Source organism: Streptomyces sp. NPDC001507, assembly GCF_042894765.1.
Taxonomy (GTDB): Bacteria; Actinomycetota; Actinomycetes; order Streptomycetales; family Streptomycetaceae; genus Streptomyces.
This window is the reverse complement of the sequence record NZ_JBIAVV010000002.1, coordinates 210444-230270: the sequence shown is the minus strand read 5'-3', so window position 1 is coordinate 230270 and position 19827 is coordinate 210444. Positions and strand designations below refer to the sequence as shown.

The following is a 19827-nucleotide window of genomic DNA, read 5'->3' as shown; positions in this document are numbered from 1 at the left end:
GCCGGGGCGATGTCCCGCGCAGCGGACCCCGTGCGGCTCGGCCCGCGCTCCCTGGCCGCTCTCCTCCTCGTCAGCGCGGTCGGGGTGGTCGCCGTCGGCTGGCCGTTCCTCGCTCCGCCCTCCTCCCGGATCGCCTCGCACGCCCAGGACGCGCCCTGGCTCTTCGCAGGCCTGCTGGTGCTGCTGGTCGCCGTGCTGGCGGCGACGATCGCCGAGTCGGGGCTGGGTCCGAAGGCGGTCGCGATGCTGGGCGTGCTGGCCGCGACCGGGGCGGCGCTGCGGCCGGTCGGCGCCGGGACCGCCGGGATCGAGCCGATGTTCTTCCTGATGGTGCTGAGCGGGCGGGTGCTCGGGCCGGGCTTCGGGTTCACGCTCGGCTCGCTCACCATGTTCGCGTCGGCGCTGCTCACCGGCGGGGTCGGGCCGTGGCTGCCGTTCCAGATGCTGGCGATGGCCTGGTTCACGATGGGGGCCGGGCTGCTGCCGGGCGCGGGGCGGCTGCGCGGCCGCGGCGAGCTGGCGCTGCTGGCGGGGTACGGCTTCCTGGCCGCGTTCGGCTACGGCCTGGTCGTCGACCTGGCGGGCTGGCCGCTGCTGGCAGGCAACGCCTCGAACCTCTCCTTCGACCCGCATGCCGGGCCCGCCGCCAACCTGGCCCGTTTCCTCGCCTACAGCCTGGCCACCGCCATGGGCTGGAACCTGGGCCGGGCCCTGTGCACGGCCGCCCTGACCCTCCTGCTCGGTCCGGCGCTGCTGCGGGCGCTGCGCCGGGCCACCCGGCGGGCCGCGTTCGAGACCGCGGTCACATTCGACGGCCCCGGGACGTGAGGGGCCGTACGCGCCCGGTGACGGGACCGGTGAAGCGCCCCACATGACGCACGTCACCTACGATCCGGAACAGTAGACAGACTTTTCCGCTATGACCGTTTCGCCACCCCGTTGACCTGCGGTTTGAGAGCCACGCCACACAACGGACCAAACCCGCCTATGCGACCACCACTAGTAAAAGGGGTGATTGCGGACGGCTTTCCCGGCTGCTTCTCTGGACGACGTCGCCAGGCGCCACGAGCCCACAGCGGGCCGCGGCGCCGACGCACGCGGACGGCCCCCACGGGTGGTTCCGGAGCACACGGCGACTCCCTGTCCCCGACGAACGAGGTTCTCCGTGTCCGTGTCCTTCATCCGCCGCATCGCTTCCCCGAAGAAGGCCCTCACCACCGCCGCCGTGGCCGCTGCCGCCGCCGGCCTGGCCCTGACCGCGGCGCCCGCCCAGGCCGCCACCACGTCGGCCTCCTCCGCCCAGGCGATCGCGCACAAGATGATTCCGGACGCCGCGCAGTTCAACGCCTTCAGCAAGATCGTCTCGCACGAGAGCGGCTGGAACCCCTCCGCCACCAACTCGTCCTCCGGCGCCTACGGCCTGGTCCAGGCCCTGCCCGGCTCGAAGATGGCGTCTGCCGGCTCCGACTGGAAGACCAACCCCGCCACCCAGATCAAGTGGGGTCTGGACTACATGAACTCCCGCTACGGCAGCCCGACCGCCGCCTGGAGCTTCTGGCAGGCCAACGGCTGGTACTGAGCCGGCCGGCCCGCGCGCACCCGCGGTCGATCGCGGCCGAGCCGCGCACCCGCCGCTGATCCCCGGCGCCGCGCGCCCCTGAACCCCGGCACCCTCGCCCCTTCCCCTGGGCGAGGGTGCCGTCGTATGTCCCGGCGCACCGCCGGAGCGGTGGTGAGCGGCGTCTCGGGGGAGGCAGGAACGGGGCGTAGGGAGGGGGTGCTCCTGCCTCCCTCGGGACGGGCCGGCGGCGCCGGGAGCCGTCGGCCCGGCTCCGAGGGGGTGGGGAAGGCGGTCTACGACGTGGTGACCTGGAGGTGTTTCACACCGTTGATCCATGCCGAGCGGAGCCGGTCCGGGTCGCCGACGAGGCGCAGGTCCGGCATCGCGTCGGCGATCGCGTTGAAGATCAGATCGATCTCGAGGACGGCCAGGGACTTGCCGAGGCAGTAGTGGGGGCCGCCGCCGCCGAAGCCGAGGTGGGGGTTGGGGTCGCGGGTGATGTCGAAGGTCCCCGGGTCGGTGAAGACCTCGGGGTCGTGGTTGGCGGAGGCGTAGAAGACGCCGACCCGGTCGCCCTTGCGGATCAGCTTGCCGCCCAGCTCGGTGTCCTGGGTCGCGGTGCGCTGGAAGGAGTTGACCGGGGTGGCCCAGCGGACGATCTCCTCGGCCGCGGTCGCCGGGCGCTCGCGCTTGTAGAGGTCCCAGGCGTCGGGGTGGGTCAGGAACGCGTGCATGCCGTGGGTGATGGCGTTGCGGGTGGTCTCGTTGCCGGCCACCGCGAGCATCAGCACGAAGAAGCCGAACTCGTCGGAGCCGAGGTTGCCCTCGTCCTCGGCCGCCACCAGGGTGCTCACGATGTCCCTGGCCGGGCACTGCTTGCGGTCGGCCGCCATGTTCATCGCGTAGGCGATCAGCTCGGTGGCGGACTCGGCGCCCACCTCCTCGGTGATCGCGTACTCCGGGTCGTCGTACGAGATCATCTTGTTCGACCAGTCGAAGATCTTGGCCCGGTCGTCCTGCGGGATGCCGATCAGTTCCGCGATCGCCTGCAGGGGGAGCTCGCAGGCGACCTCGGTGACGAAGTCGAAGGGGCCGGTGTGGGCGCGGGCCGCCTCGACGATCGCCCCGGCGCGGGTGCGCAGCCGCTCCTCCAGGGCCCGGATGGAGCGCGGCGTGAAACCGCGCTGGATGATCTGGCGGACCCGGGTGTGCTCGGGCGGGTCCATGTTCAGCAGGATCAGCCGCTGGGCGTCGATCGCGTCCCGCTGGATGTGCTCACCGAAGCGGATGATCGCCGTGTTGAGCCAGGAGGAGAACAGCTCGGGGTGCGTGGAGACGTACTTGACGTCCGCGTGCCGGGTGACGGCCCAGTAGCCGTCGTCCGCGAACCCGGCGATGCCGTGCGGCTGTTCGATCCAGCGGACCGGTTCGGCCTGGCGCAGCGCCGCGAACTCCGGGAGCGGCACCCGGTGATGGAGCAGATCGGGGTCGGTGAGGTCGAACCCGTCGGGCAGCGCGGGACAGGGCATGGCGACTCACTCCCACCGTGTACGGACCTGGACGTGTCGGCGTTCCGGCGGTCCTTCCGACAGCCCTTCTGACGGGCCATCAGAAATGCCGGTTGCCGTGAAGGTAATAACGGGTTCTACAAGTCGCAAGGGGCACGGTCACCCCAATTGCGTGCACCCCTCTTGCGGTTGTGGAAGGACTGTCAGCAGACTGCACGCAGAACTAGTACGCGTTCTAGTTCTGCGTGGCGGGCCGGGCCGGGACGCCCCTGCGCCGCGCGGGTGACCGAGGAGAGGACCGAGCCCCCATGGCCGCGGAACCCGTGATCGTCGAAGCCGTACGCACCCCCATCGGCAAGCGCGGCGGCGCGCTCGCCAACCTGCATCCCGCCTACCTCCTGGGCGAGACCTACCGTGAACTCCTCGGCCGCACCGGCATCCCCGCCGACGCCGTCGAGCAGATCGTCGGCGGCACGGTGACCCACGCCGGCGAGCAGTCCATGAACCCCGCGCGTACCGCCTGGCTGACCATGGGGCTGCCGTACGAGACCGCGGCCACCACGGTGGACTGCCAGTGCGGCTCCTCGCAGCAGGCCTCGCACATGACCGCCAACATGATCGCCGCCGGGGTCATCGACGTCGGGATCAGCTGCGGGGTCGAGGCGATGTCCCGGGTGCCGCTGGGCTCGGGCTCCAAGCACGGGCCGGGCAAGCCGTTCCCCGACGAGTGGAACGTGGACCTGCCCAACCAGTTCGAGGCCGCCGAGCGCATCGCCCGCCGCCGGGGCCTGACCAGGGAGGACGTCGACGCGCTCGGTCTGCTCTCGCAGGAGCGGGCGGCGCATGCCTGGGCCGAGGAACGCTTCAAGCGCGAGACCTTCGCCGTCCAGGTGCCGACGACGGAGGAGGAGCAGCACGCCGGGCAGGGCATGTGGCGCCTCGTCGACAAGGACGAGGGGCTGCGGGACACCTCGGCGGAGGCGCTGGCGGGCCTGAAGCCGGTGATGCCGACGGCCGTGCACACGGCGGGCAACTCCTCCCAGATCTCGGACGGCGCCGCCGCCGTCATGTGGGCGTCGAAGCGGATGGCCCGCGCCCTCAAGCTCCGCCCGCGGGCCCGGATCGTCGCCCAGGCCCTGGTCGGCGCCGACCCGCACTTCCACCTCGACGGCCCCGTCGACGCCACCCGCGCGGTGCTCGGCAAGGCCGGCATGAGTCTCAGGGACATCGACCTCGTCGAGATCAACGAGGCGTTCGCGTCGGTGGTGCTCAGCTGGGCCCGCGTCTTCGAGCAGGACCTGGACAAGGTCAACGTCAACGGCGGCGCGATCGCCCTCGGCCACCCGGTGGGCGCCACCGGCGCCCGCCTCATCACCACCGCCCTGCACGAACTGGAGCGCACCGACAAGGAGTTCGCCCTCATCACCATGTGCGCGGGCGGCGCCCTGGCGACCGCGACGATCATCCAGCGGCTCTGAGAAACGCCCCGCAAGTCAACGCCCCGAGGGTCAGCGCCCCAAAGGGGCGCTGGGGGTACCCCCGGCCGAAGGCTGGGGGAGGAACTGCGCGACCAGCCCCAACGGCGCCGCAGCCGAACGACGTCCCACCGCACCGCTTACAACCGCACGTTCACCCGGGAGCCGGTGCCGTCACCGGCTCCCTGGGCTCCCGGACCTCCTTGTCGGCCCCCGCCAGCCGCAGGGCCCGCGGCCCCTGCAGCAGATACCCCACGCCGAACCCCGCGCCGACCACCGCCGCCCCGCCCACCGCGTCCAGCACCCAGTGGTTGCCGGTGCCGATGATCGCCGTGACCGTGAGGAGCGGGTGGACCAGGCCGAAGGCCTTGAGCCACCACTTCGGGGCGACGACCGCGATGACGATCCCGCACCACAGCGCCCAGCCGAAGTGCAGCGAGGGCATCGCCGCGTACTGGTTTGTCAGCTGGGTGAGGGTGCCGTAGTCCGGCCTGGCGAAGTCCTGCGGGCCGTGCACGGTGTCGATGATGCCGAGGCCCGGCATCAGGCGGGGCGGGGCCAGCGGGTAGAGCCAGAAGCCGATCAGGGCGAACGCGGTGGCGAACCCGAGGGCGGTACGGGCCCAGCGGTAGTCGACCGGGCGGCGGACGTAGAGGACGGCGAGGACGGTCAGCGGGACGACGAAGTGGAAGGACTCGTAGTAGAAGCCGAGGAAGCTCCGCAGCCAGCCGATGCCGTACACCGTGTGATTGGCCCAGTGCTCGATGTCGACGTGCAGGAACCGCTCGACATCGTGGATCTGGTGCCCGTGGTGCTCGGCGCGGGCCCGCCCGGAGGTGCCGTTCCCGTCGCCGGCGGCGGCGAGCCGTATCTGCTGGTAGACGAAGTAGACCAGCCGCATCGCGACCAGTTCGAGGAAGAGGTTGGGGCGGGACAGCACCCGGCGCAGCGCGGAAGCCGACGGGACCCGCCGGAAGCGGGCCGGGACCGGCTCGGCGTACTCCGTCGGGACCGGGCGGGCGAACTCCGGGGCGGTGCGGGAGAGGAAGGGGACGACCGTGGCCGCGGCCAGGGCGGCGAGCAGGATCGTGTTGTCGCGCACGGGCACGAAGAGCGACTGGTTCGGCAGCAGCGCCTTGGCGGGCAGCGTCATCACGAGGACGACCACGACCGGCCACACGGGCCGGTCGGCGGTGCGCCGCCCGGCCCGGCCGACCACCGCGAGCAGCACCCACAGCAGCTGGTGCTGCCAGGCCGTCGGCGACACAGCCACCACCGCGCAGCCCGTGATCGCGACCGCGAGCAGCAGCTGCCCGTCCCGGGCGTAGCGCACCGCGCGGCGCAGCGCGAGGACGGCCACGGCCGCGCCGAGCGCCAGGAACAGCATGATCTCCAGCGGGCCGGTCAGCCCGAACCGCAGCAGGGCACCGTGCAGCGACTGGTTGGCGAGCGCGTCGGCCTGACCGCCGAGGCCGGCGCCGGCGATGTGGTGGACCCAGTAGGTGTACGAGTCGTGCGGCAGCGCCGCCCAGGCCAGCGACGTGCAGACGGCGAAGGTCGCGCCGGTGGCGACGGCTGCCCGGCGGCGGCCGGTGAACCACAGCAGCGGGGCGAAGAGCAGCAGGGCCGGCTGGAGGGCGGCGGCCAGCCCGACGCACACTCCGCTGTCGCGCTGCCCGCGGGCGGCGAAGCAGCCGAGGAGCACCAGCAGGACCGGGATGATGCTGGTCTGGCCGAGCCAGAGGGTGTTGCGGACGGGCAGCGAGAGCATCAGCAGGCTGATCGCGACCGGTGCGGCCAGCAGCGAGGTGCGGCGGCCGACCGGCTGGGGCAGCGCGCGGGCGGCGACCAGGCCGAGGGCGACCACCAGCAGCAGGGTGCCGAAGGTCCAGCCCCAGCCGAGGGCCTGTTCGGCGGCTCTGGTGAGCGGCTTGAGCACCAGGCCGCCGAAGGGGGTGCCGGTGAACTGCGTGGAGTCGTACAGGGAGCCCTTGACGTGCAGCACGCCCTCGGGGCCGACCCAGGTCTCCAGGTCCGTCAGCCGTTCCCCGCTCGGGGTGGCGAGGACGACGGCCAGCTGCCGTACGACGAGGATCGCGGCCACCGCCCACAGGGCGAGCCGGACCATTCTGAACCGCGCTCCGGCTTCCGCCCCTCCGAATGCCTCTCCCGCTCGCCCGCTGTGCTCCACGTTCGCCACGCCTCGCCGGCCTCCCGCCGCGTCCCGCACGTCGTCTGAGAACCCTACGAGGCTCCCACCACCTCTGTGCACAGACGCAGGCAACCCCCTCTTCACCTGACATCCGACCGCCTTTTGACCGGAAGACGACGAAGTCGACGGGGCACGAGCGGCGTGGTTGCGCCCGCGGAGCGCGACAAGGATCACAGTGCCCGGCCTGCATACGGCCGCGCGAGCGGGCAGACGTCCCTGCGTACAGCACATTTAGCTGCACTACGCACGTAAGTGCGTACGCGACGTAACGCCCCCAAGTGCTCCTATCGTCGCTTTTCGTCCCGTCCACCGCCGTACGGGCCGCGCCCCTGTCCCCCACGAAAGGTAGGCGAGCCCCGTTTTGGCGACCGCCACAGCAGTCACCCCGTCCGCGCAGGTCCCCGGCCCCCGTACGGCCACCGCCCCCGCGCCGACCGTCACCGACCCCGCGCTGGTGAAGCGCGCCGTGAAGGCGGCCGCGCTCGGCAACGCCATGGAGTGGTTCGACTTCGGCGTCTACAGCTACATCGCGGTGACGCTGGGCAAGGTCTTCTTCCCGTCCGGCAACCCGACCGCCCAGTTGCTGTCCACGTTCGGCGCCTTCGCCGCCGCCTTCCTGGTCCGCCCGCTCGGCGGCATGGTCTTCGGCCCGCTCGGCGACCGCGTGGGCCGCCAGAAGGTCCTCGCCGTCACCATGATCATGATGGCGGCCGGCACCTTCGCGATCGGCCTGATCCCGTCCTACGCGTCGATCGGCGTCGGCGCCCCGCTGCTGCTCCTCGCCGCCCGCCTGGTCCAGGGCTTCTCCACCGGCGGCGAGTACGCGGGCGCGTCCACGTTCATCGCCGAGTACGCGCCGGACAAGAAGCGCGGGTTCTTCGGCAGCTGGCTGGAGTTCGGCACGCTGGCGGGCTACATCGGCGGCGCCGGCCTGGTGACCCTGATGACGGCCCTGCTGTCCGCGGACGACCTGACCTCCTGGGGCTGGCGCATCCCCTTCCTGATCGCGGGCCCGATGGGCATCATCGGCCTCTACCTGCGGATGCGCCTGGAGGAGACCCCGGCGTTCGCGGCGGAGGTCGAGAAGGCGGAGTCGGCCCGCCCGAAGGTCCCGCTCCGCGAGATGATCACCAGCCAGTGGCCCGCCCTGCTCCTGTGCATGGCCCTGGTCCTGGTCTTCAACGTCACCGACTACATGCTCCTGTCGTACATGCCCAGCTACCTCACCAGTGAGCTGAAGTACGACGAGACGCACGGCCTGCTGGTCGTCCTCGGCGTGATGGCGCTGATGATGATCGTCCAGCCGTTCGCCGGCGCCCTCACCGACCGTGTCGGCCGCCGCCCGGTGATCGCGGCGGGCTGTGCGGGCTTCCTGTTCCTCTCCGTCCCCGCCCTCCTCCTGATCCGCCAGGGCAGCCTGCTCGCGGTCGGCCTCGGCATGGGCGCCCTCGGCCTCCTCCTGGTCTGCTTCACGGCAGCGATGCCGGCCGCCCTGCCGGCCCTGTTCCCCACCAGGGTCCGCTACGGCTCCCTGTCCATCGGCTTCAACATCTCGGTCTCCCTCTTCGGCGGCACGACCCCGCTCGCGGTGACCGCCCTGATCGGAGCGACGGGAAACCTGATGATGCCCGCGTACTACATGATGGCCGCGGCGGTGGTGGGCGGCTTCGCCGCCTGGCGCATGACGGAAACAGCAGGCAAGCCCCTCCCGGGCTCGGCCCCATCTGTGGAAGCACCCCGCTAGAAGCCCCCCGTCAGGGGCGCGGGGAACTGCGCGACAAGCCCCCACACACCCGCGGCCGACGGCGCGGGCGCCCCCCGTCTCAGGGGCGCGGGGAACTGCGCGACAAGCCCCCACCGCCCCGCACCCGACGAAACAAGCACAGCCGCCCCCCAGGGGTGCGGGGAACTGCGCAAAACGGGTCGTCTACGCCGGCCGTCTCGGCCACCCGGCGGGCGAGCTGGGTGAGCTGGTGCCGGCACCCCGTACCCGACGGCGATCGGCCAGGAGTTCCCGTACCCGTCCCGGATCACCGCCGACCACGTGCTGCGGCGGGCAGCCTCCGACACCCCGTTCCAGCAGGTCGTCTACGAGGACCGGCTGCGCGAGGTGGCCGGGGTTCCGGCCTGGCTGCTGACGGTCGCCGCCGCACTGCTGCCGGCCGTCACGGCCGCCTCCCTGACGGCCGTACGACACTCCCGCCGCCCGCCGCCGGCGCCCCCCGTCGCCGCCCCGGTAGTGCTATCCAGGTAGCTGCACTGGACGGCGATCTGCATAGGCGAAAGGCTACGGACGCATGAGCGGCTCTCAGCTCTGGGACGACGTCGACTTCTACTTCACCAGCCACCTGTCACCGGACGACGAGTCGTTGCAGGCGGCCCTGCGGGAGAGCGAGGCGAACGAGCTTCCGCACGTCAACGTCACCGCCAACCAGGGCAAACTGCTCCAGCTCCTGGCCCAGATCCAGGACGCCCGGAACATCCTGGAGATCGGCACCCTCGGCGGCTACAGCACCATCTGGCTGGCCCGCGCCCTGCCCGCCGACGGCAGGCTGATCTCCCTGGAGTACAGCGCCCACCACGCCGAGATCGCGGTCCGCAACATCGCCCGCGCGGGCCTGGAGAAGCTGGTCGAGGTGCGGGTCGGGCCCGCCCTGGAGTCGCTGCCCAAGCTCGCCGACGAGAACCCCGCCCCCTTCGACCTGGTCTTCATCGACGCCGACAAGGCCAACAACCCGCACTACGTGGAGTGGGCGCTCCGGCTCACCCGCACCGGCAGCCTGATCGTCGTCGACAACGTGGTGCGCGGCGGCCGGGTCGTCGACGCCGAGAGCGCCGAGCCGGACGTGGTCGGCACCCGCGCCGCGATCGAGCTGATCGCGGCGCACCCGAGGCTGACCGGCACGGCGATCCAGACGGTCGGCAGCAAGGGCTACGACGGCTTCGCGCTGGCGCGGGTCCTCGACTGAGCCGGCCCGGCCGCCCACGAGTTGCCGCTCAACCCTCCTGGTAGAACCCCACGTTGACGCTGCGCGGGGCGGTGCGGTCCCGGATGACGATCTCGCCGGAGCCGCCCCGGGGCAGCGCGACCGTGCCGCCGTAAGCGATGGCCTGGGCGTACTCGCCGACGGTCAGCAGCACCTCGGAGGAGGGTTCGGCCTGGGAGCCGCGCAGCCAGGTGACCTGCCAGCCGCCCTCGGGCCCGCACAGGAACTCCAGGTGCACCCGGGAGACGAACAGCCAGTCGTCGGGCGTCGTCAGCCGGCAGGTGGCGGCGTCGCGGCCCACCCGCAGCACGGCACCGGGGTCGCTGGGCGCGTCGGCCATGAGCATTCCGGCCGTCTCGCCCGCTTCTCCGGACACGGAGGCCATGGTGAGTTCGAGCACGTGCGTTCCCCCTGCGCGGTTCCTGAATCCTTCGTGGATCTCCGGCGCATGATAAAACGCCCGGCCGGGCGGCGTCCGGCACAATGGAGTCATGACCGAGCGAAAGCCACCCGGGGTGCCGTTCGAGTCCTGGGTCGACAAGCAGATCCAAGACGCCCAGCGGCGCGGTGAGTTCGACCGGCTGCCGGGCGCGGGCGAGCCGTTGCCCGCCGCCCTGGAGACGTCGTACGACGAACTGTGGTGGATCAAGCGGAAGATGGCCCGGGAGGGCCTGGCCGTGCTGCCGCCGACGCTCGCCCTGCGCAAGGAGGCCGAGGACGCGCTGGCGGCCGCCTACGCGGCGCCTTCGGAGCGGATCGTCCGCAAGATCATCACCGATGTCAACGTCAAGATCCGCGACATGATGTTCAAGCCGCCGCCCGGGCCCCCGCTGGGCAAGAAGCCGTACGACGTCGAGGAGGTCGTACGCGAGTGGCGGGAGCGCCGGACGGCGGCCGGGGCGGAACGGGACCCGGAGCCGGACCCGCACGGGTGACACGCGGGTGACACGGAGGCGCGGGCGGCTCGGGTGACTCACATGTGCAGCAGCCGGTCCGCCAGTTCGCGGTACTCGCGCAGGGCCAGCCGGAGCTGCTCGGTGTCGGCGCTGCCGGGGCGGTTCGCGTCGGCGGACTGCCAGCTGCCGCGCAGCGTGCGGCGGCGCCGGTCGACGGCGTCGGTGAAGCGGGCGCTGATCTCCTCGACGGCCCGGTCCGCCTCCTCGACGGCCGTCCGCGGCTCGTCGACGAAACCGGTGACCGCGTGCTGGAGCCTGCGCTCCAGCTGTCCGCACTCCTCGCGGGGCATCAGCTGCTCGCCGCCGCGGCCCGCGTCCGTCTCGTGCCCCGGGCCGTCACCGGCCACCAGCACCGCCTGCCCGGCGTCGCCCCGGTCGCCCCGGTCGTCCCGGGGCGCCATGCGTTCGGGTTCCTCCTGTCCCGGGGTGACCCCGCTGACGGCGGCGTCGCCCCAGTCGGTCGTCCCCTCCTCACGTCCCGGGGGCGTCGCGGTACCGCCGGGATACACGTCACCGCCGACGGGGCGGCGGCCCGATGATCCGGTCCTGGCGTCGGTCATGTCGGTCAACTCTCCTTCGGGCGGCTCTGGTCGGCGGACCAGGGCAGGTGTCCGCCGGTGTCGGCACCGACACCGGCGCGGTGCCGGCCGTGCTCGTGGGACGAGGGGGTGACCAGGTCGTCGAAGAGGGAGCGGGCCTCGATCATGGCCGTCCGCATCTCCTCGGTCCCGGCCTGGCTCTGCGGCGACCCGCCCACGGGCGCCTGGACGGCACGGTGGACGCGGCGGTAGCCGTCGACGTGTGCGGCGTGGTGCACGGAGAGCGCGGCCACCTGCTCCTCGTAGTCGGCGCCGGCCGGGAAGCCGCGGTCGGCGGCCAGTTCGGCGAGCAGCCGGTCGATCTCGGCCACGGACTCCCGGGGCGAGTCGACGAAGTGCTCCTGTGCGGTGGTCCAGCGGGCCGCGTAGCGCTCCCGCTCCGCCGGTTCCAGCTCGCGCTCGTGCAGTCCGCCGTGGCGCTGCACCCGCTCGGCGAGTTCCTGCTCGGCCGCCTTGGTGTCGCCGCCGTGCTGGGCCACCGTCCGCTCGTACTCGGGTCCGAAGCGCCGCTTCAGACCCTGCGGGCCACTGCCCCTGGCGCGCACGGCCAGCAGGGCCGCGACGACGACCACGGCGGCCACGATCACGATCGCGATGATCAAGCCTGTGGACATGGTTGCCTTCCGGTGTCTCGGCCCGACGGGCCGTCTCCCCCATCGGGTGACCCGCACACCGCCCGGCAAACAGCCCGGCCGGACGGACCAGGACCCGGCCGCCGATATCCGGTTGCGCGGACCACCCCGGACCGCCGGACACTACGGCCCATGACCTCCTGGACGATCACCCCGGAACGCCCGGACTCCGTCGCCGCCCGCGCCCTGTGGCGGGCGTACTACACGGAGGTCAGCGACCGCTGGTACCTGCACCACGAGGGCCGCCGCACCGACCCGGCCGAGCTGGAACGGGAGATCGCCGCCCGGCCGGGCTCCGAACTGGCCCCGCCCACCGGCGGGTTGCTGATCGCGCGGTACGGCGGTGAGCCGGCCGGCAGCGCGGGCGTACGGCTCCTGGAGCCGGCCACCGCCGAACTCACCCGGGTCTTCGTGCACGAGGGGCTGCGCGGCCGGGGCGGGGCCGCGCTCCTCGTCGCGGCGGCCGAGGACACGGCCCGTGCCCTCGGGGCCGCGCGGATCGTCCTGGACACCCGCACCGACCTGGTGGAGGCCCGCGCCCTGTACGCGCGGCTCGGCTACACGGAGACCGCGCGGCACAACGACGACGTCTACGCCGAGCACTGGTTCCGCAAGGAGCTCGTCAGCTGACCTGCCCGGCCGCGCGGTTCTGCGGCTGCTCGCGTTCGGTGCCGCACAGTTCGTCGGTCAGTTCCCTCACCAGGCGGTCCAGGTCGGTGGGCCGGTCCGGGCTCCACCAGTCGCCGAGGAGGTCGGCCAGGGACTCCTCACGGGCCCCGGCGAGCCGGTCGGCGACCTCGCGGCCCTGCTCGGTGAGGGTCAGGTCGAGGCCCAGGCGGTCGGCGAGGTGCCGCTCCTCCAGCTGGCGGGCGCCCGCCAGGACGACGTTCATCGGGACCGGGCCGCGCTCGGCGAGCCGCCCCGGCTCCACGGAGCCGTACTTCCGGATCCGCAGCAGCAGCCAGCCGGAGGCGGGCAGCAGGTCGGCGTACCCGGCCCGCGCGTTGATCTTCCGGTAGACCTCCCGGCGTCCCTCACGGGTGCCGAGCAGGGACAGCGCCCGGGAGCACTCGTCGTACGACGACCGGTGGACCGGGTTGGGCGGGATGGTCTCGGAGGCGTCCGGCGCGGTGACCGAGCCGCGCAGCGGGTCCTCCTTGAGGAACCAGGCGAGGGCGAAGCCGAGGAGGGCGACCGGGGCGGCGTACAGGAAGACGTCGGTGATCGAGGACGCGTACGCGTGCAGGGCGGCCGGACGCAGCGCGGGCGGCAGGGTGGCGATGCCGCGCGGGTCGGCCTTGAGGGCGTCCGGGGTGGCGCCGGGCGGGAGGCGGACGCCGCGGAAGGCGTCGGCGAGCTTGCCGGCGAGCCGGCCCGCGAAGACGGAGCCGAAGACGGCGACGCCGAAGGAGGCCCCGATGGAGCGGAAGAAGGTGGCGCCGGAGGTGGCGACGCCGAGGTCCTCGTACGAGACGGAGTTCTGGACTATGAGCACCAGCACCTGCATGACCAGGCCGAGGCCCAGGCCGAAGACGAAGAAGTAGGCGCTCATCTCGGCGGTCGAGCTGTGTTCGTCGAGCCGGTGCAGGAGCAGCAGCCCGATGGTGGTCACACCCGTGCCGGCGACCGGGAACACCTTCCAGTGCCCGGTACGGCTGACGATCTGCCCGGAGAGCGTGGACGACAGCAGCAGCCCGATCACCATCGGCAGCATGTGCACGCCCGACAGGGTCGGCGAGATGCCGTGCACGACCTGGAGGAAGGTCGGCAGATAGGTCATCGCGCCGAACATCGCGAACCCGACGACGAAGCTGATCACGGCGGCGAGGGAGAAGGTGCGGATGCCGAAGAGGTTCAGCGGGAGCACGGGTTCGGCGGCCCGCCGCTCGACGGCGACGAAGGCGACGGCGAGTGCCACCCCGACGACCACGAGCCCGATGATCTGCGCCGACCCCCACGCCCACGTCGTCCCGCCCAGCGAGGCCACCAGCACCAGGCAGGTGGCGACGGCGGCGATCAGGAGGGTGCCGAGGTAGTCGATGACGTGGTGGGCCCTCCGGCGCGGGATGTGCAGCGCGGCGGCGATCACTACGAGCGCGACGACGCCGACGGGCAGGTTGACGTAGAACACCCACCGCCAGCTCAGCTGCTCGGTGAGCACCCCGCCGAGCAGCGGCCCGAGCACGCTGGTGGTACCGAACACGGCACCGAACAGCCCCTGGTACCGCCCCCGTTCACGCGGCGGCACGATGTCCCCCACGATCGCCATCGACAGCACCATCAGCCCGCCGCCGCCCAGCCCCTGCAGGGCGCGGAAGCCGATCAGCTCGCCCATGTTCTGGGCCATCCCGCACAGTGCCGACCCGACGAGGAAGATCACGATCGCGAGCTGGAAGAGCCGCTTGCGCCCGTACTGGTCGCCGAGCTTGCCCCACAGCGGGGTGGCGGCGGTGGAGGCCAGCAGGTAGGCGGTGACCACCCATGACAGGTGTTCGAGGCCCCCGAGGTCGCTGACGATGGTCGGCAGCGCCGTCGACACGATCGTCTGGTCCAGCGCGGCCAGCAGCAGCCCGAGCAGCAGCGCGCCGATCGGGACCAGCACGTTGCCGGGTACGCGCTCCGCGTCCTTCGCCTGGGCGTGCGTCGTTTCCAGCGCCATGGAGACCTCCCGGGGCTTTCGGCCATCTTCCATCGTGGACGGTGTCACCCGGTATGGCCCGTCGAGTCCTTTTCGGCGCCTGTGAGACGAGGGGTTCCGGAGAACGTACGTGTGGGCGCTCTGCATAATCTGTGGAGTTCGTGAGGGGAGGGACGACGCCGTGAGCCACCAGTGCCCGGAGTGCGGGACGCCGAAGGGGCCGGACGGCTCGCCCGCCTGCGACTGCAACCAGCGCACCGCCGACGCGTTGCGCGACGCGCGTACGGCCGAACAGGCGGCGGCGGAGGACTTCGACCCGCTGCGGATACGGCCGTACGTGGCCATCGAGGCGGACGCGGGGGCCGATGCCGATGCCGGTGGCGGGACCGCACCGCTGCCGGTGGTGGCGGAGCCGACCGTGCCGTTGCGGGCGGTGGCCGCCGACGCGGCCGACGCGGCCGAGGCGGCCCCGGCCCGGCAGCCGCGCCGGAGTCCCCGGTGGGCCCTGCTCGTGGCGGTAGCCGCGGCGGTGGCCGCGATCCTCGGAGTGGCCGGGTTCGCGAGCGGGCTGTTCGCCCGCGTGACGCCGACGAGGGACGGGGCGGCACCGGCGGACGTACGGCAGAGCGTCCCGGACGTGACCCCGAGCACGGCGTCGACCTCGGCGGCGTCGGGCACCTCACCCTCACCCTCGCCGTCGGCCACACCGTCCGCGCCGGCGAGCCCGAGCCCGTCGCACTCCCCGTCCCCGACGCCGTCCGGCACGCCGGCCTCCCCCACGCCCTCCCGCTCCGCGGCCCCGACCGCATCCGCGACGACGGCGGGCACGGCGGCCTCCGCGCAGCCCACCACGGCTCCGGTCCTCCGCCCCGGCGACACCGGGGCGGAGGTGACCGAGCTCCAGCAGCGGCTGGCCCAGCTGAACCTCTACACCGGGAGGCCCGACGGCCACTACGACCGCACCACCGAGGACGCGGTACGCACGTACCAGCTGGCGCGGGGCATCCTGACCGACCAGTCGGGGGTGTACGGGGCGGCTACCCGGACGGCACTGGAATCGGAGACGACGAAGCCGTAGGGGGTGGGCCGACGGGGGGTACGTTGCCGCACGGATCCCTGAACGGCGCCGGCCGGGACGGTTGCGGGGTGGGTTGCGGTGGTGGGTGGGTGCGGGTGAGTGGGGGCTTGTCGCGCAGTTCCCCGCGCCCCTTACGGGGCTACTCAGCCGCCCGCAGCCGTGCCAGCCACCTAGATGATCTGTTCCAAGGGGTCAGTGATCGTAGGCGGTCAGTGAGCGTAGGACGGTTTGTCCGGTGGCGTCGTTGTGCCAGACCGCGGCGGTCAGCGCGAGTACGCGTTGCATGACGCGTGCGATGACGCCGTCGGGTTACGTCCGCGGTGCTGTTCGAGGTCGAGCTGCCCCTTGAACGTCTCGTTGATCGACTCGACGACCTGCCGCTCGCCTTTCGAAGGCGCGGCCGAAGTAGTTCTTGTCGCCGATCAGTGTCTGTCCGGGGTGGCGTCGGAGGAGGTCGGGTCCGGCGGAGAGGAGGTCGAGGAGGGTTTCGCGTTCGTCGGCTTTCGCTCCGGTCAGGGCAAAGGCGATGGGGCAGGCCCTGGAGGGTGCAGACCAGGTGCAGGCGCAGACCCCGTATCTTCGGTAAGGACCTTCGGCGGGGCCCTTCGGTGGGACACTCACCCCCGTCGGGTGCGCCGCAGGATCCGTACGGCGGGCCAGGCGACGAGTGCGGTCACGCCCCACAGGAAGCCGGCGATCGCGATCCACGCACCGGTGCTGGTCTGCGGGTCGTCGCCGCCGAAGACCGTGACCGCCAGGGCCAGCAGGGCACAGATGCCGCCGAAGAGCCCGAAGACGACCAGAGCTGCCGTCTGCAGCCCGGTGCGCGGTGCCGTCGGGCCGGCGCCGACGCCGGCCGCGGTCTCACCGTTGCCCGACGAGACCCTGGCCGCTTCCGGCTTCGGCTGCTGCCGGCGGGGCGGCAGCCACACCACCGCGGTCGGCGGCACCGCCGCGTCGATCGTCGCCATCGTGTGCGCGTCGATGCGGTACAGACCCGGCTCCAGGTCGATGACCAGGCCGTCGGTGCCGATGAGCCTGCGGCCGCCGTCCGGCCAGCTCATCATCGCGGCGCAGGTCCGGTAGGACACGGTCACCACATGCTCCCCCTCCTTGCCCCCGGCCGTGACACTGACGCCCTCGTCCCCCACCACGAGCGCCGTACCGTCGCCTTGGAGCGAGGCGAAACGCCGCCCGGCCACCGCGTACGACGAGCCGGTGGGCGCCGCCGTGTAGCCGGCCCAGTCGGCGCTGTGTCCGGCGGGCACCTGCAGCAGGGCGCTTCCGGCAGCCTCCACGGCCACCGCGTGCAGATGACCCGGCGTCACCGCCCATAGCTCGTACCGCAGTTCATCGAGAGTGCGCAGGGGCCGTCCGGTGAGCAGATCCTCGGCCGCTGCGGGCAGCCGTCGTACGGCCGCGTCGGGAGCGGTCAGCGCCCCGTCGGCCCGGGTGCGCACCGCCTCTACGTCCGCCTGCCCGATCCGTCCCACCTGGAGCCCGGCGAGGACATCGAGGAAGCCGCCGAGCACCGCGTCCTGCTTGGCGGGCAGAGCGTCCGCGAAGGCGGTCACGAGGGCGAAACCGTCACGGCGGTCGGTGTAGTCGGTGGCCGTCGTATAGGAGGACCCGTCCTGCTGGCGCAGGGCGCGGGAGAGTTCGCGTTCCAGGACGCCCGCGTAGAGCCGGGCGGCGGTCGTGTCGGTGACGACGGCGTCGAGCAGGACGCCGCCCTTGCCGGCGGCGAAGTAGGCGGGGGTGGTCGGGAGGGCGGAGGTGGCGGCAGGCAGGGGACGACGCGGACCGGAGGGCAGCTTCAGGGTGAGCCCGGCCGGGAGGCGCTCGCCGGCGATCCACAGCACGGCGTTGCCCTGGGTGAACCAGCTCTGCGCCCAGAGCTGTACGTCGTCGGGCCGCAGGCCCCGTACGCCCCACTCCGGGTAGCTGACCAGGCCGTGGCCCTGGGCGCCGTAGCGCCACAAGGGAAGTTGGGGGTTGTCGCGCCGGGACTCCTCGGTGCGCAGGATCTCCTTCTCGGTCTCCAGGCGTTCCATGGGCAGATCGGTGAGCGAGGCGCAGACGCCGTTGAGGTAGGCGGCGATCTCGTGCTCGGCGCCTTCCACGTGGAAATGGGTGAAGGCGGCCTTGGTCGCGCCGTTGAAATGGTAGTCGGCCAGGCCCTGGCGGTGCAGGGCGAGGTGCTCGACGAGGTGCGTGACGCCGGTCCGGGCGAGCGTCTCGTCGGCGACGCCGACGCGGAAGACGAGTCCGGCGCGCATCGGGCCGGTGGCGTAGGCGAAGAGCGTGGGTATGCCGTCGACTTCGGTGGCGTGGACGGCGGTCAAGGGGTTCATCTCCGGCCTCGGTTCGGCACCTTCACCATCCGGATGCGTGGTCGTAGGCCCAACGCATCGTCACGGTGCAGGACATAGGCCGCGGCGGGGTCGCGGCCCATGTCGGACCAGGGGTACTCGGAGGCGAGGTTGCCGAGGGCCCGGAAGCAGGCGGCGGACCGTGCGGTGTCGCCCGTGAGGGAGAATACGGCGGCGAAGTAGCCCTGAACCGTGACCCAGCCGTAGCCGCGGTGGAAGTTCGGGTGGAGCACGGAGCGTTCGGCGGCCCCGATGAGTTCGGCCCGCACGGAGTCCTGGTACAGATAGTCCACGCGCTCCTTCCCCTGCAGGGTGAGCCAGTGCTCCATGTGCGCCTCGGCCACCAAACCGCCGTTCATCGCCCCTTCGGGCGCGCCCAGCAGGCACTCCCGGGCGAAGCCGTGGGCGGCCTCCCAGCTGCCGCCCCACTTCGGGCACAGCTTCTGCAACAACCGGCCCTGCCCGGTGAGGTGGTGCGGGTGGTGGGCGGCCAGCCGGTCGTACCGGCGCCGCGACTCGTTCTGCCCGAGCTGCAGCCCCATGGCGGTGGTGAGCCGCTCGGCCCAGGCGGCGTCGTACGACGGGTCGAGGGCCGTGGCCCGGATCAGCAGCTGTTCGGCCTGCCGCAGGTGCGCGTGCAGCCCGGCGAACTGTTCACGGCTGACCTGCTTGGCGGGTGCGTCGGTCCGGATCTCCCAGCCGATACGCACCTCTCGTGCGCCGAGGACGGTGAGCGCGAGCACGTCGTCGGGCGCGGCGGCGAGGAGATCATGCAGGAACGTCTCGATTCCGGACACCTTGCTCAGCACGCCGACGGCGAAAGTACGGTCCGTGCCCCGGGGCAGCCCGTCGACGTACTGCCGGACGGCCCCCCAGTTCCGCGCCGCGGCGGCCTGCCGCAGCCAGCCGGCCTCGGGGAAGGCGGACGCCACCTCGAAGTCGGGTGGCGGCAGGGAGGAGTTGGAAACCAGCGACATGCGCGGATCCTAAGGGAGAGGTGTCACGTCGGAGTTCGCCGGCATCGCCGAGGCCGGAGCGACGGAATCACAACTCCGGCTTGACCTTTCCCATAACACCCGGCCAGCTGCCGTTCACCAGTCCTCCATACCGTCCGCGCATCCCTATGCGGGCGTCTGTTCGGCAGGGGAGCGCCTCCCTTGCGCCTTCCTTCCGCATCCTCTTCCGTCCGGAGTGCCCATGTCGCTGAACACCCGCCGCGCGCGCCAACTACTCGAAGCGGCCACCCCCTTGCGGGGCGGCAAACCGGGCAAGCTGCTGCTGAACCTCCCCCGCCCCTACGTCTCGGCGGGCGGCTCGAAGAAGGCGTTCTTGTGCCTGCAGTACGTCACCCACCCGACTGTGGGGACGGTTCCGGAAGGGCGGCTCACCATAGCCCGGAGGGGGCAGGTCGGCCGACGAGTCGCCTCGATGATCTATTTGTCCTGTCTCAATGAAGTTAGTCGGCCGCATGCTGCTGACCTGCATGGACTGGATTGAGTGAGACGCGTGGACTCGGTTGGTTGAGACAGACTGCAGGGAGTGTCGTCGCCGTGTTCGCCGATGCCGCACCAATCTGAAACAGCTCGGCTGAGGTTACGGCTGTGGACCGAGCCAGACATCGCCGCTCAACACACGCTCATCACCGAACGGGCGGGGCTTGGTAGGAATTGGGAGTCGGGCCGCGCCCCTGGAAGGGGGGCGTTCGTGAGCGTCGGGTGCGGTCTGAACGTGTTGCTGTGATCGGAGGCGCCGTTCACGAGTCAGCTCGTAGGCGGTTGACGGGATCCCGTCCGATCACTTTGATCGGGC

The 19827-nt window shown here is 72.1% G+C and carries 18 protein-coding genes and 1 pseudogene; 10 read left to right on the top strand and 9 right to left on the bottom strand.

The features are described from left to right. The first annotated feature begins 9 nt into the window (after nucleotides 1-9). Nucleotides 10-828, top strand: a complete 819-nt coding sequence (locus ACFY0K_RS07220) for an ECF transporter S component (protein WP_390639003.1) — start codon at nucleotides 10-12, stop codon at nucleotides 826-828. A 337-nt stretch (nucleotides 829-1165) separates the two neighbouring features. Further along, entirely contained in the window at nucleotides 1166-1579 is a 414-nt protein-coding gene (locus ACFY0K_RS07215) for a transglycosylase SLT domain-containing protein (protein ID WP_351954760.1), read from the top strand. Between the two features lie 275 nt (nucleotides 1580-1854). Here ACFY0K_RS07215 and ACFY0K_RS07210 read toward each other — a convergent pair whose 3' ends face one another. Next, nucleotides 1855-3090, bottom strand: a complete 1236-nt coding sequence (locus ACFY0K_RS07210; protein WP_390639001.1) for a cytochrome P450 — start codon at nucleotides 3088-3090, stop codon at nucleotides 1855-1857. Between the two features lie 287 nt (nucleotides 3091-3377). Here ACFY0K_RS07210 and ACFY0K_RS07205 point away from each other — a divergent pair, with 287 nt between their 5' ends. Continuing rightward, nucleotides 3378-4547, top strand: a complete 1170-nt coding sequence (locus ACFY0K_RS07205) for a steroid 3-ketoacyl-CoA thiolase (RefSeq protein WP_390639000.1) — start codon at nucleotides 3378-3380, stop codon at nucleotides 4545-4547. A 151-nt stretch (nucleotides 4548-4698) separates the two neighbouring features. On the opposite strand, the gene ACFY0K_RS07200 is transcribed toward ACFY0K_RS07205, so the two are convergent. Further along, the gene (locus ACFY0K_RS07200) at nucleotides 4699-6744 is read right to left on the bottom strand and encodes a bifunctional glycosyltransferase 87/phosphatase PAP2 family protein (protein WP_390638999.1); all 2046 of its coding nucleotides are present in this window, start codon (nucleotides 6742-6744) and stop codon (nucleotides 4699-4701) included. 373 nt (nucleotides 6745-7117) lie between these two features. On the opposite strand from ACFY0K_RS07200, the gene ACFY0K_RS07195 reads away from it, so the two are divergent. The 3 genes from ACFY0K_RS07195 (at nucleotide 7118) to ACFY0K_RS07185 (ending at nucleotide 9725) form a co-directional block, all read left to right on the top strand. Beyond that, nucleotides 7118-8500: an MFS transporter gene (locus ACFY0K_RS07195; RefSeq protein ID WP_390638998.1), complete on the top strand. Its 1383-nt coding sequence runs from the start codon at nucleotides 7118-7120 to the stop codon at nucleotides 8498-8500. Nucleotides 8501-8800: 300 nt separating this feature from the next. Then, a complete protein-coding gene (locus ACFY0K_RS07190; RefSeq protein ID WP_390638997.1) occupies nucleotides 8801-9010 on the top strand; it encodes a hypothetical protein in 210 nt (69 codons plus the stop codon). A gap of 43 nt (nucleotides 9011-9053) precedes the next feature. Further along, entirely contained in the window at nucleotides 9054-9725 is a 672-nt protein-coding gene (locus tag ACFY0K_RS07185; protein ID WP_390638996.1) for an O-methyltransferase, read from the top strand. 28 nt (nucleotides 9726-9753) lie between these two features. Here the strand turns inward: ACFY0K_RS07185 and ACFY0K_RS07180 are convergent, their stop codons facing one another. Beyond that, nucleotides 9754-10143, bottom strand: coding sequence for a hypothetical protein (locus ACFY0K_RS07180; RefSeq protein WP_382732996.1), 390 nt, complete (start codon nucleotides 10141-10143; stop codon nucleotides 9754-9756). Between the two features lie 91 nt (nucleotides 10144-10234). Here ACFY0K_RS07180 and ACFY0K_RS07175 point away from each other — a divergent pair, with 91 nt between their 5' ends. Next, nucleotides 10235-10678, top strand: coding sequence for a DUF1992 domain-containing protein (locus tag ACFY0K_RS07175; RefSeq protein WP_382732999.1), 444 nt, complete (start codon nucleotides 10235-10237; stop codon nucleotides 10676-10678). 38 nt (nucleotides 10679-10716) lie between these two features. Here the strand turns inward: ACFY0K_RS07175 and ACFY0K_RS07170 are convergent, their stop codons facing one another. Together ACFY0K_RS07170 and ACFY0K_RS07165 are read right to left on the bottom strand one after the other, a co-directional pair. Continuing rightward, on the bottom strand, nucleotides 10717-11259 hold the full coding sequence (locus ACFY0K_RS07170) for a hypothetical protein (protein WP_390638995.1): 543 nt from the start codon (nucleotides 11257-11259) through the stop codon (nucleotides 10717-10719). Between the two features lie 5 nt (nucleotides 11260-11264). Further along, nucleotides 11265-11912 (bottom strand): hypothetical protein, encoded by a 648-nt coding sequence (locus ACFY0K_RS07165; RefSeq protein WP_351954770.1) that lies wholly within the window; start codon nucleotides 11910-11912, stop codon nucleotides 11265-11267. A gap of 150 nt (nucleotides 11913-12062) precedes the next feature. On the opposite strand from ACFY0K_RS07165, the gene ACFY0K_RS07160 reads away from it, so the two are divergent. After that, the gene (locus ACFY0K_RS07160) at nucleotides 12063-12560 is read left to right on the top strand and encodes a GNAT family N-acetyltransferase (RefSeq protein WP_351954771.1); all 498 of its coding nucleotides are present in this window, start codon (nucleotides 12063-12065) and stop codon (nucleotides 12558-12560) included. On the opposite strand, the gene ACFY0K_RS07155 is transcribed toward ACFY0K_RS07160, so the two are convergent. Next, nucleotides 12553-14589, bottom strand: a complete 2037-nt coding sequence (locus ACFY0K_RS07155; protein ID WP_390638994.1) for a DHA2 family efflux MFS transporter permease subunit — start codon at nucleotides 14587-14589, stop codon at nucleotides 12553-12555. The genes ACFY0K_RS07160 and ACFY0K_RS07155 overlap by 8 nt on opposite strands. 160 nt (nucleotides 14590-14749) lie before the next feature. Between ACFY0K_RS07155 and ACFY0K_RS07150 the strand changes: the two genes are divergently transcribed. Next, nucleotides 14750-15646: a peptidoglycan-binding protein gene (locus ACFY0K_RS07150; RefSeq protein WP_390638993.1), complete on the top strand. Its 897-nt coding sequence runs from the start codon at nucleotides 14750-14752 to the stop codon at nucleotides 15644-15646. A gap of 192 nt (nucleotides 15647-15838) precedes the next feature. Here the strand turns inward: ACFY0K_RS07150 and ACFY0K_RS07145 are convergent. The 3 genes and pseudogenes from ACFY0K_RS07145 to ACFY0K_RS07135 all read right to left on the bottom strand — a co-directional run. Further along, nucleotides 15839-16217, bottom strand: a pseudogene (locus ACFY0K_RS07145) (transposase); the annotation flags it as partial. A 46-nt stretch (nucleotides 16218-16263) separates the two neighbouring features. Further along, nucleotides 16264-18000, bottom strand: coding sequence for an insulinase family protein (locus tag ACFY0K_RS07140; protein WP_390638992.1), 1737 nt, complete (start codon nucleotides 17998-18000; stop codon nucleotides 16264-16266). Further along, a complete protein-coding gene (locus ACFY0K_RS07135) occupies nucleotides 17997-18995 on the bottom strand; it encodes a hypothetical protein (protein ID WP_390638990.1) in 999 nt (332 codons plus the stop codon). The genes ACFY0K_RS07140 and ACFY0K_RS07135 overlap by 4 nt, the downstream gene beginning before the upstream one ends. A 220-nt stretch (nucleotides 18996-19215) precedes the next feature. On the opposite strand from ACFY0K_RS07135, the gene ACFY0K_RS07130 reads away from it, so the two are divergent. Then, nucleotides 19216-19515, top strand: a complete 300-nt coding sequence (locus ACFY0K_RS07130) for a hypothetical protein (RefSeq protein ID WP_390638989.1) — start codon at nucleotides 19216-19218, stop codon at nucleotides 19513-19515. The last annotated feature ends 312 nt before the right edge of the window (nucleotides 19516-19827 follow it).

Coding starts and splice junctions, on each gene's coding strand:
- ACFY0K_RS07220 (WP_390639003.1), top strand. CDS start 10: ATGTCCCGCGCAGCGGACCCCGTGCGGCTCGGCCCGCGCTCCCTGGCC.
- ACFY0K_RS07210 (WP_390639001.1), bottom strand. CDS start 3,090: ATGCCCTGTCCCGCGCTGCCCGACGGGTTCGACCTCACCGACCCCGAT.
- ACFY0K_RS07205 (WP_390639000.1), top strand. CDS start 3,378: ATGGCCGCGGAACCCGTGATCGTCGAAGCCGTACGCACCCCCATCGGC.
- ACFY0K_RS07185 (WP_390638996.1), top strand. CDS start 9,054: ATGAGCGGCTCTCAGCTCTGGGACGACGTCGACTTCTACTTCACCAGC.
- ACFY0K_RS07175 (WP_382732999.1), top strand. CDS start 10,235: ATGACCGAGCGAAAGCCACCCGGGGTGCCGTTCGAGTCCTGGGTCGAC.
- ACFY0K_RS07170 (WP_390638995.1), bottom strand. CDS start 11,259: ATGACCGACGCCAGGACCGGATCATCGGGCCGCCGCCCCGTCGGCGGT.
- ACFY0K_RS07165 (WP_351954770.1), bottom strand. CDS start 11,912: ATGTCCACAGGCTTGATCATCGCGATCGTGATCGTGGCCGCCGTGGTC.
- ACFY0K_RS07160 (WP_351954771.1), top strand. CDS start 12,063: ATGACCTCCTGGACGATCACCCCGGAACGCCCGGACTCCGTCGCCGCC.
- ACFY0K_RS07155 (WP_390638994.1), bottom strand. CDS start 14,589: ATGGCGCTGGAAACGACGCACGCCCAGGCGAAGGACGCGGAGCGCGTA.
- ACFY0K_RS07140 (WP_390638992.1), bottom strand. CDS start 18,000: ATGAACCCCTTGACCGCCGTCCACGCCACCGAAGTCGACGGCATACCC.
- ACFY0K_RS07135 (WP_390638990.1), bottom strand. CDS start 18,995: ATGTCGCTGGTTTCCAACTCCTCCCTGCCGCCACCCGACTTCGAGGTG.
- ACFY0K_RS07130 (WP_390638989.1), top strand. CDS start 19,216: ATGTCGCTGAACACCCGCCGCGCGCGCCAACTACTCGAAGCGGCCACC.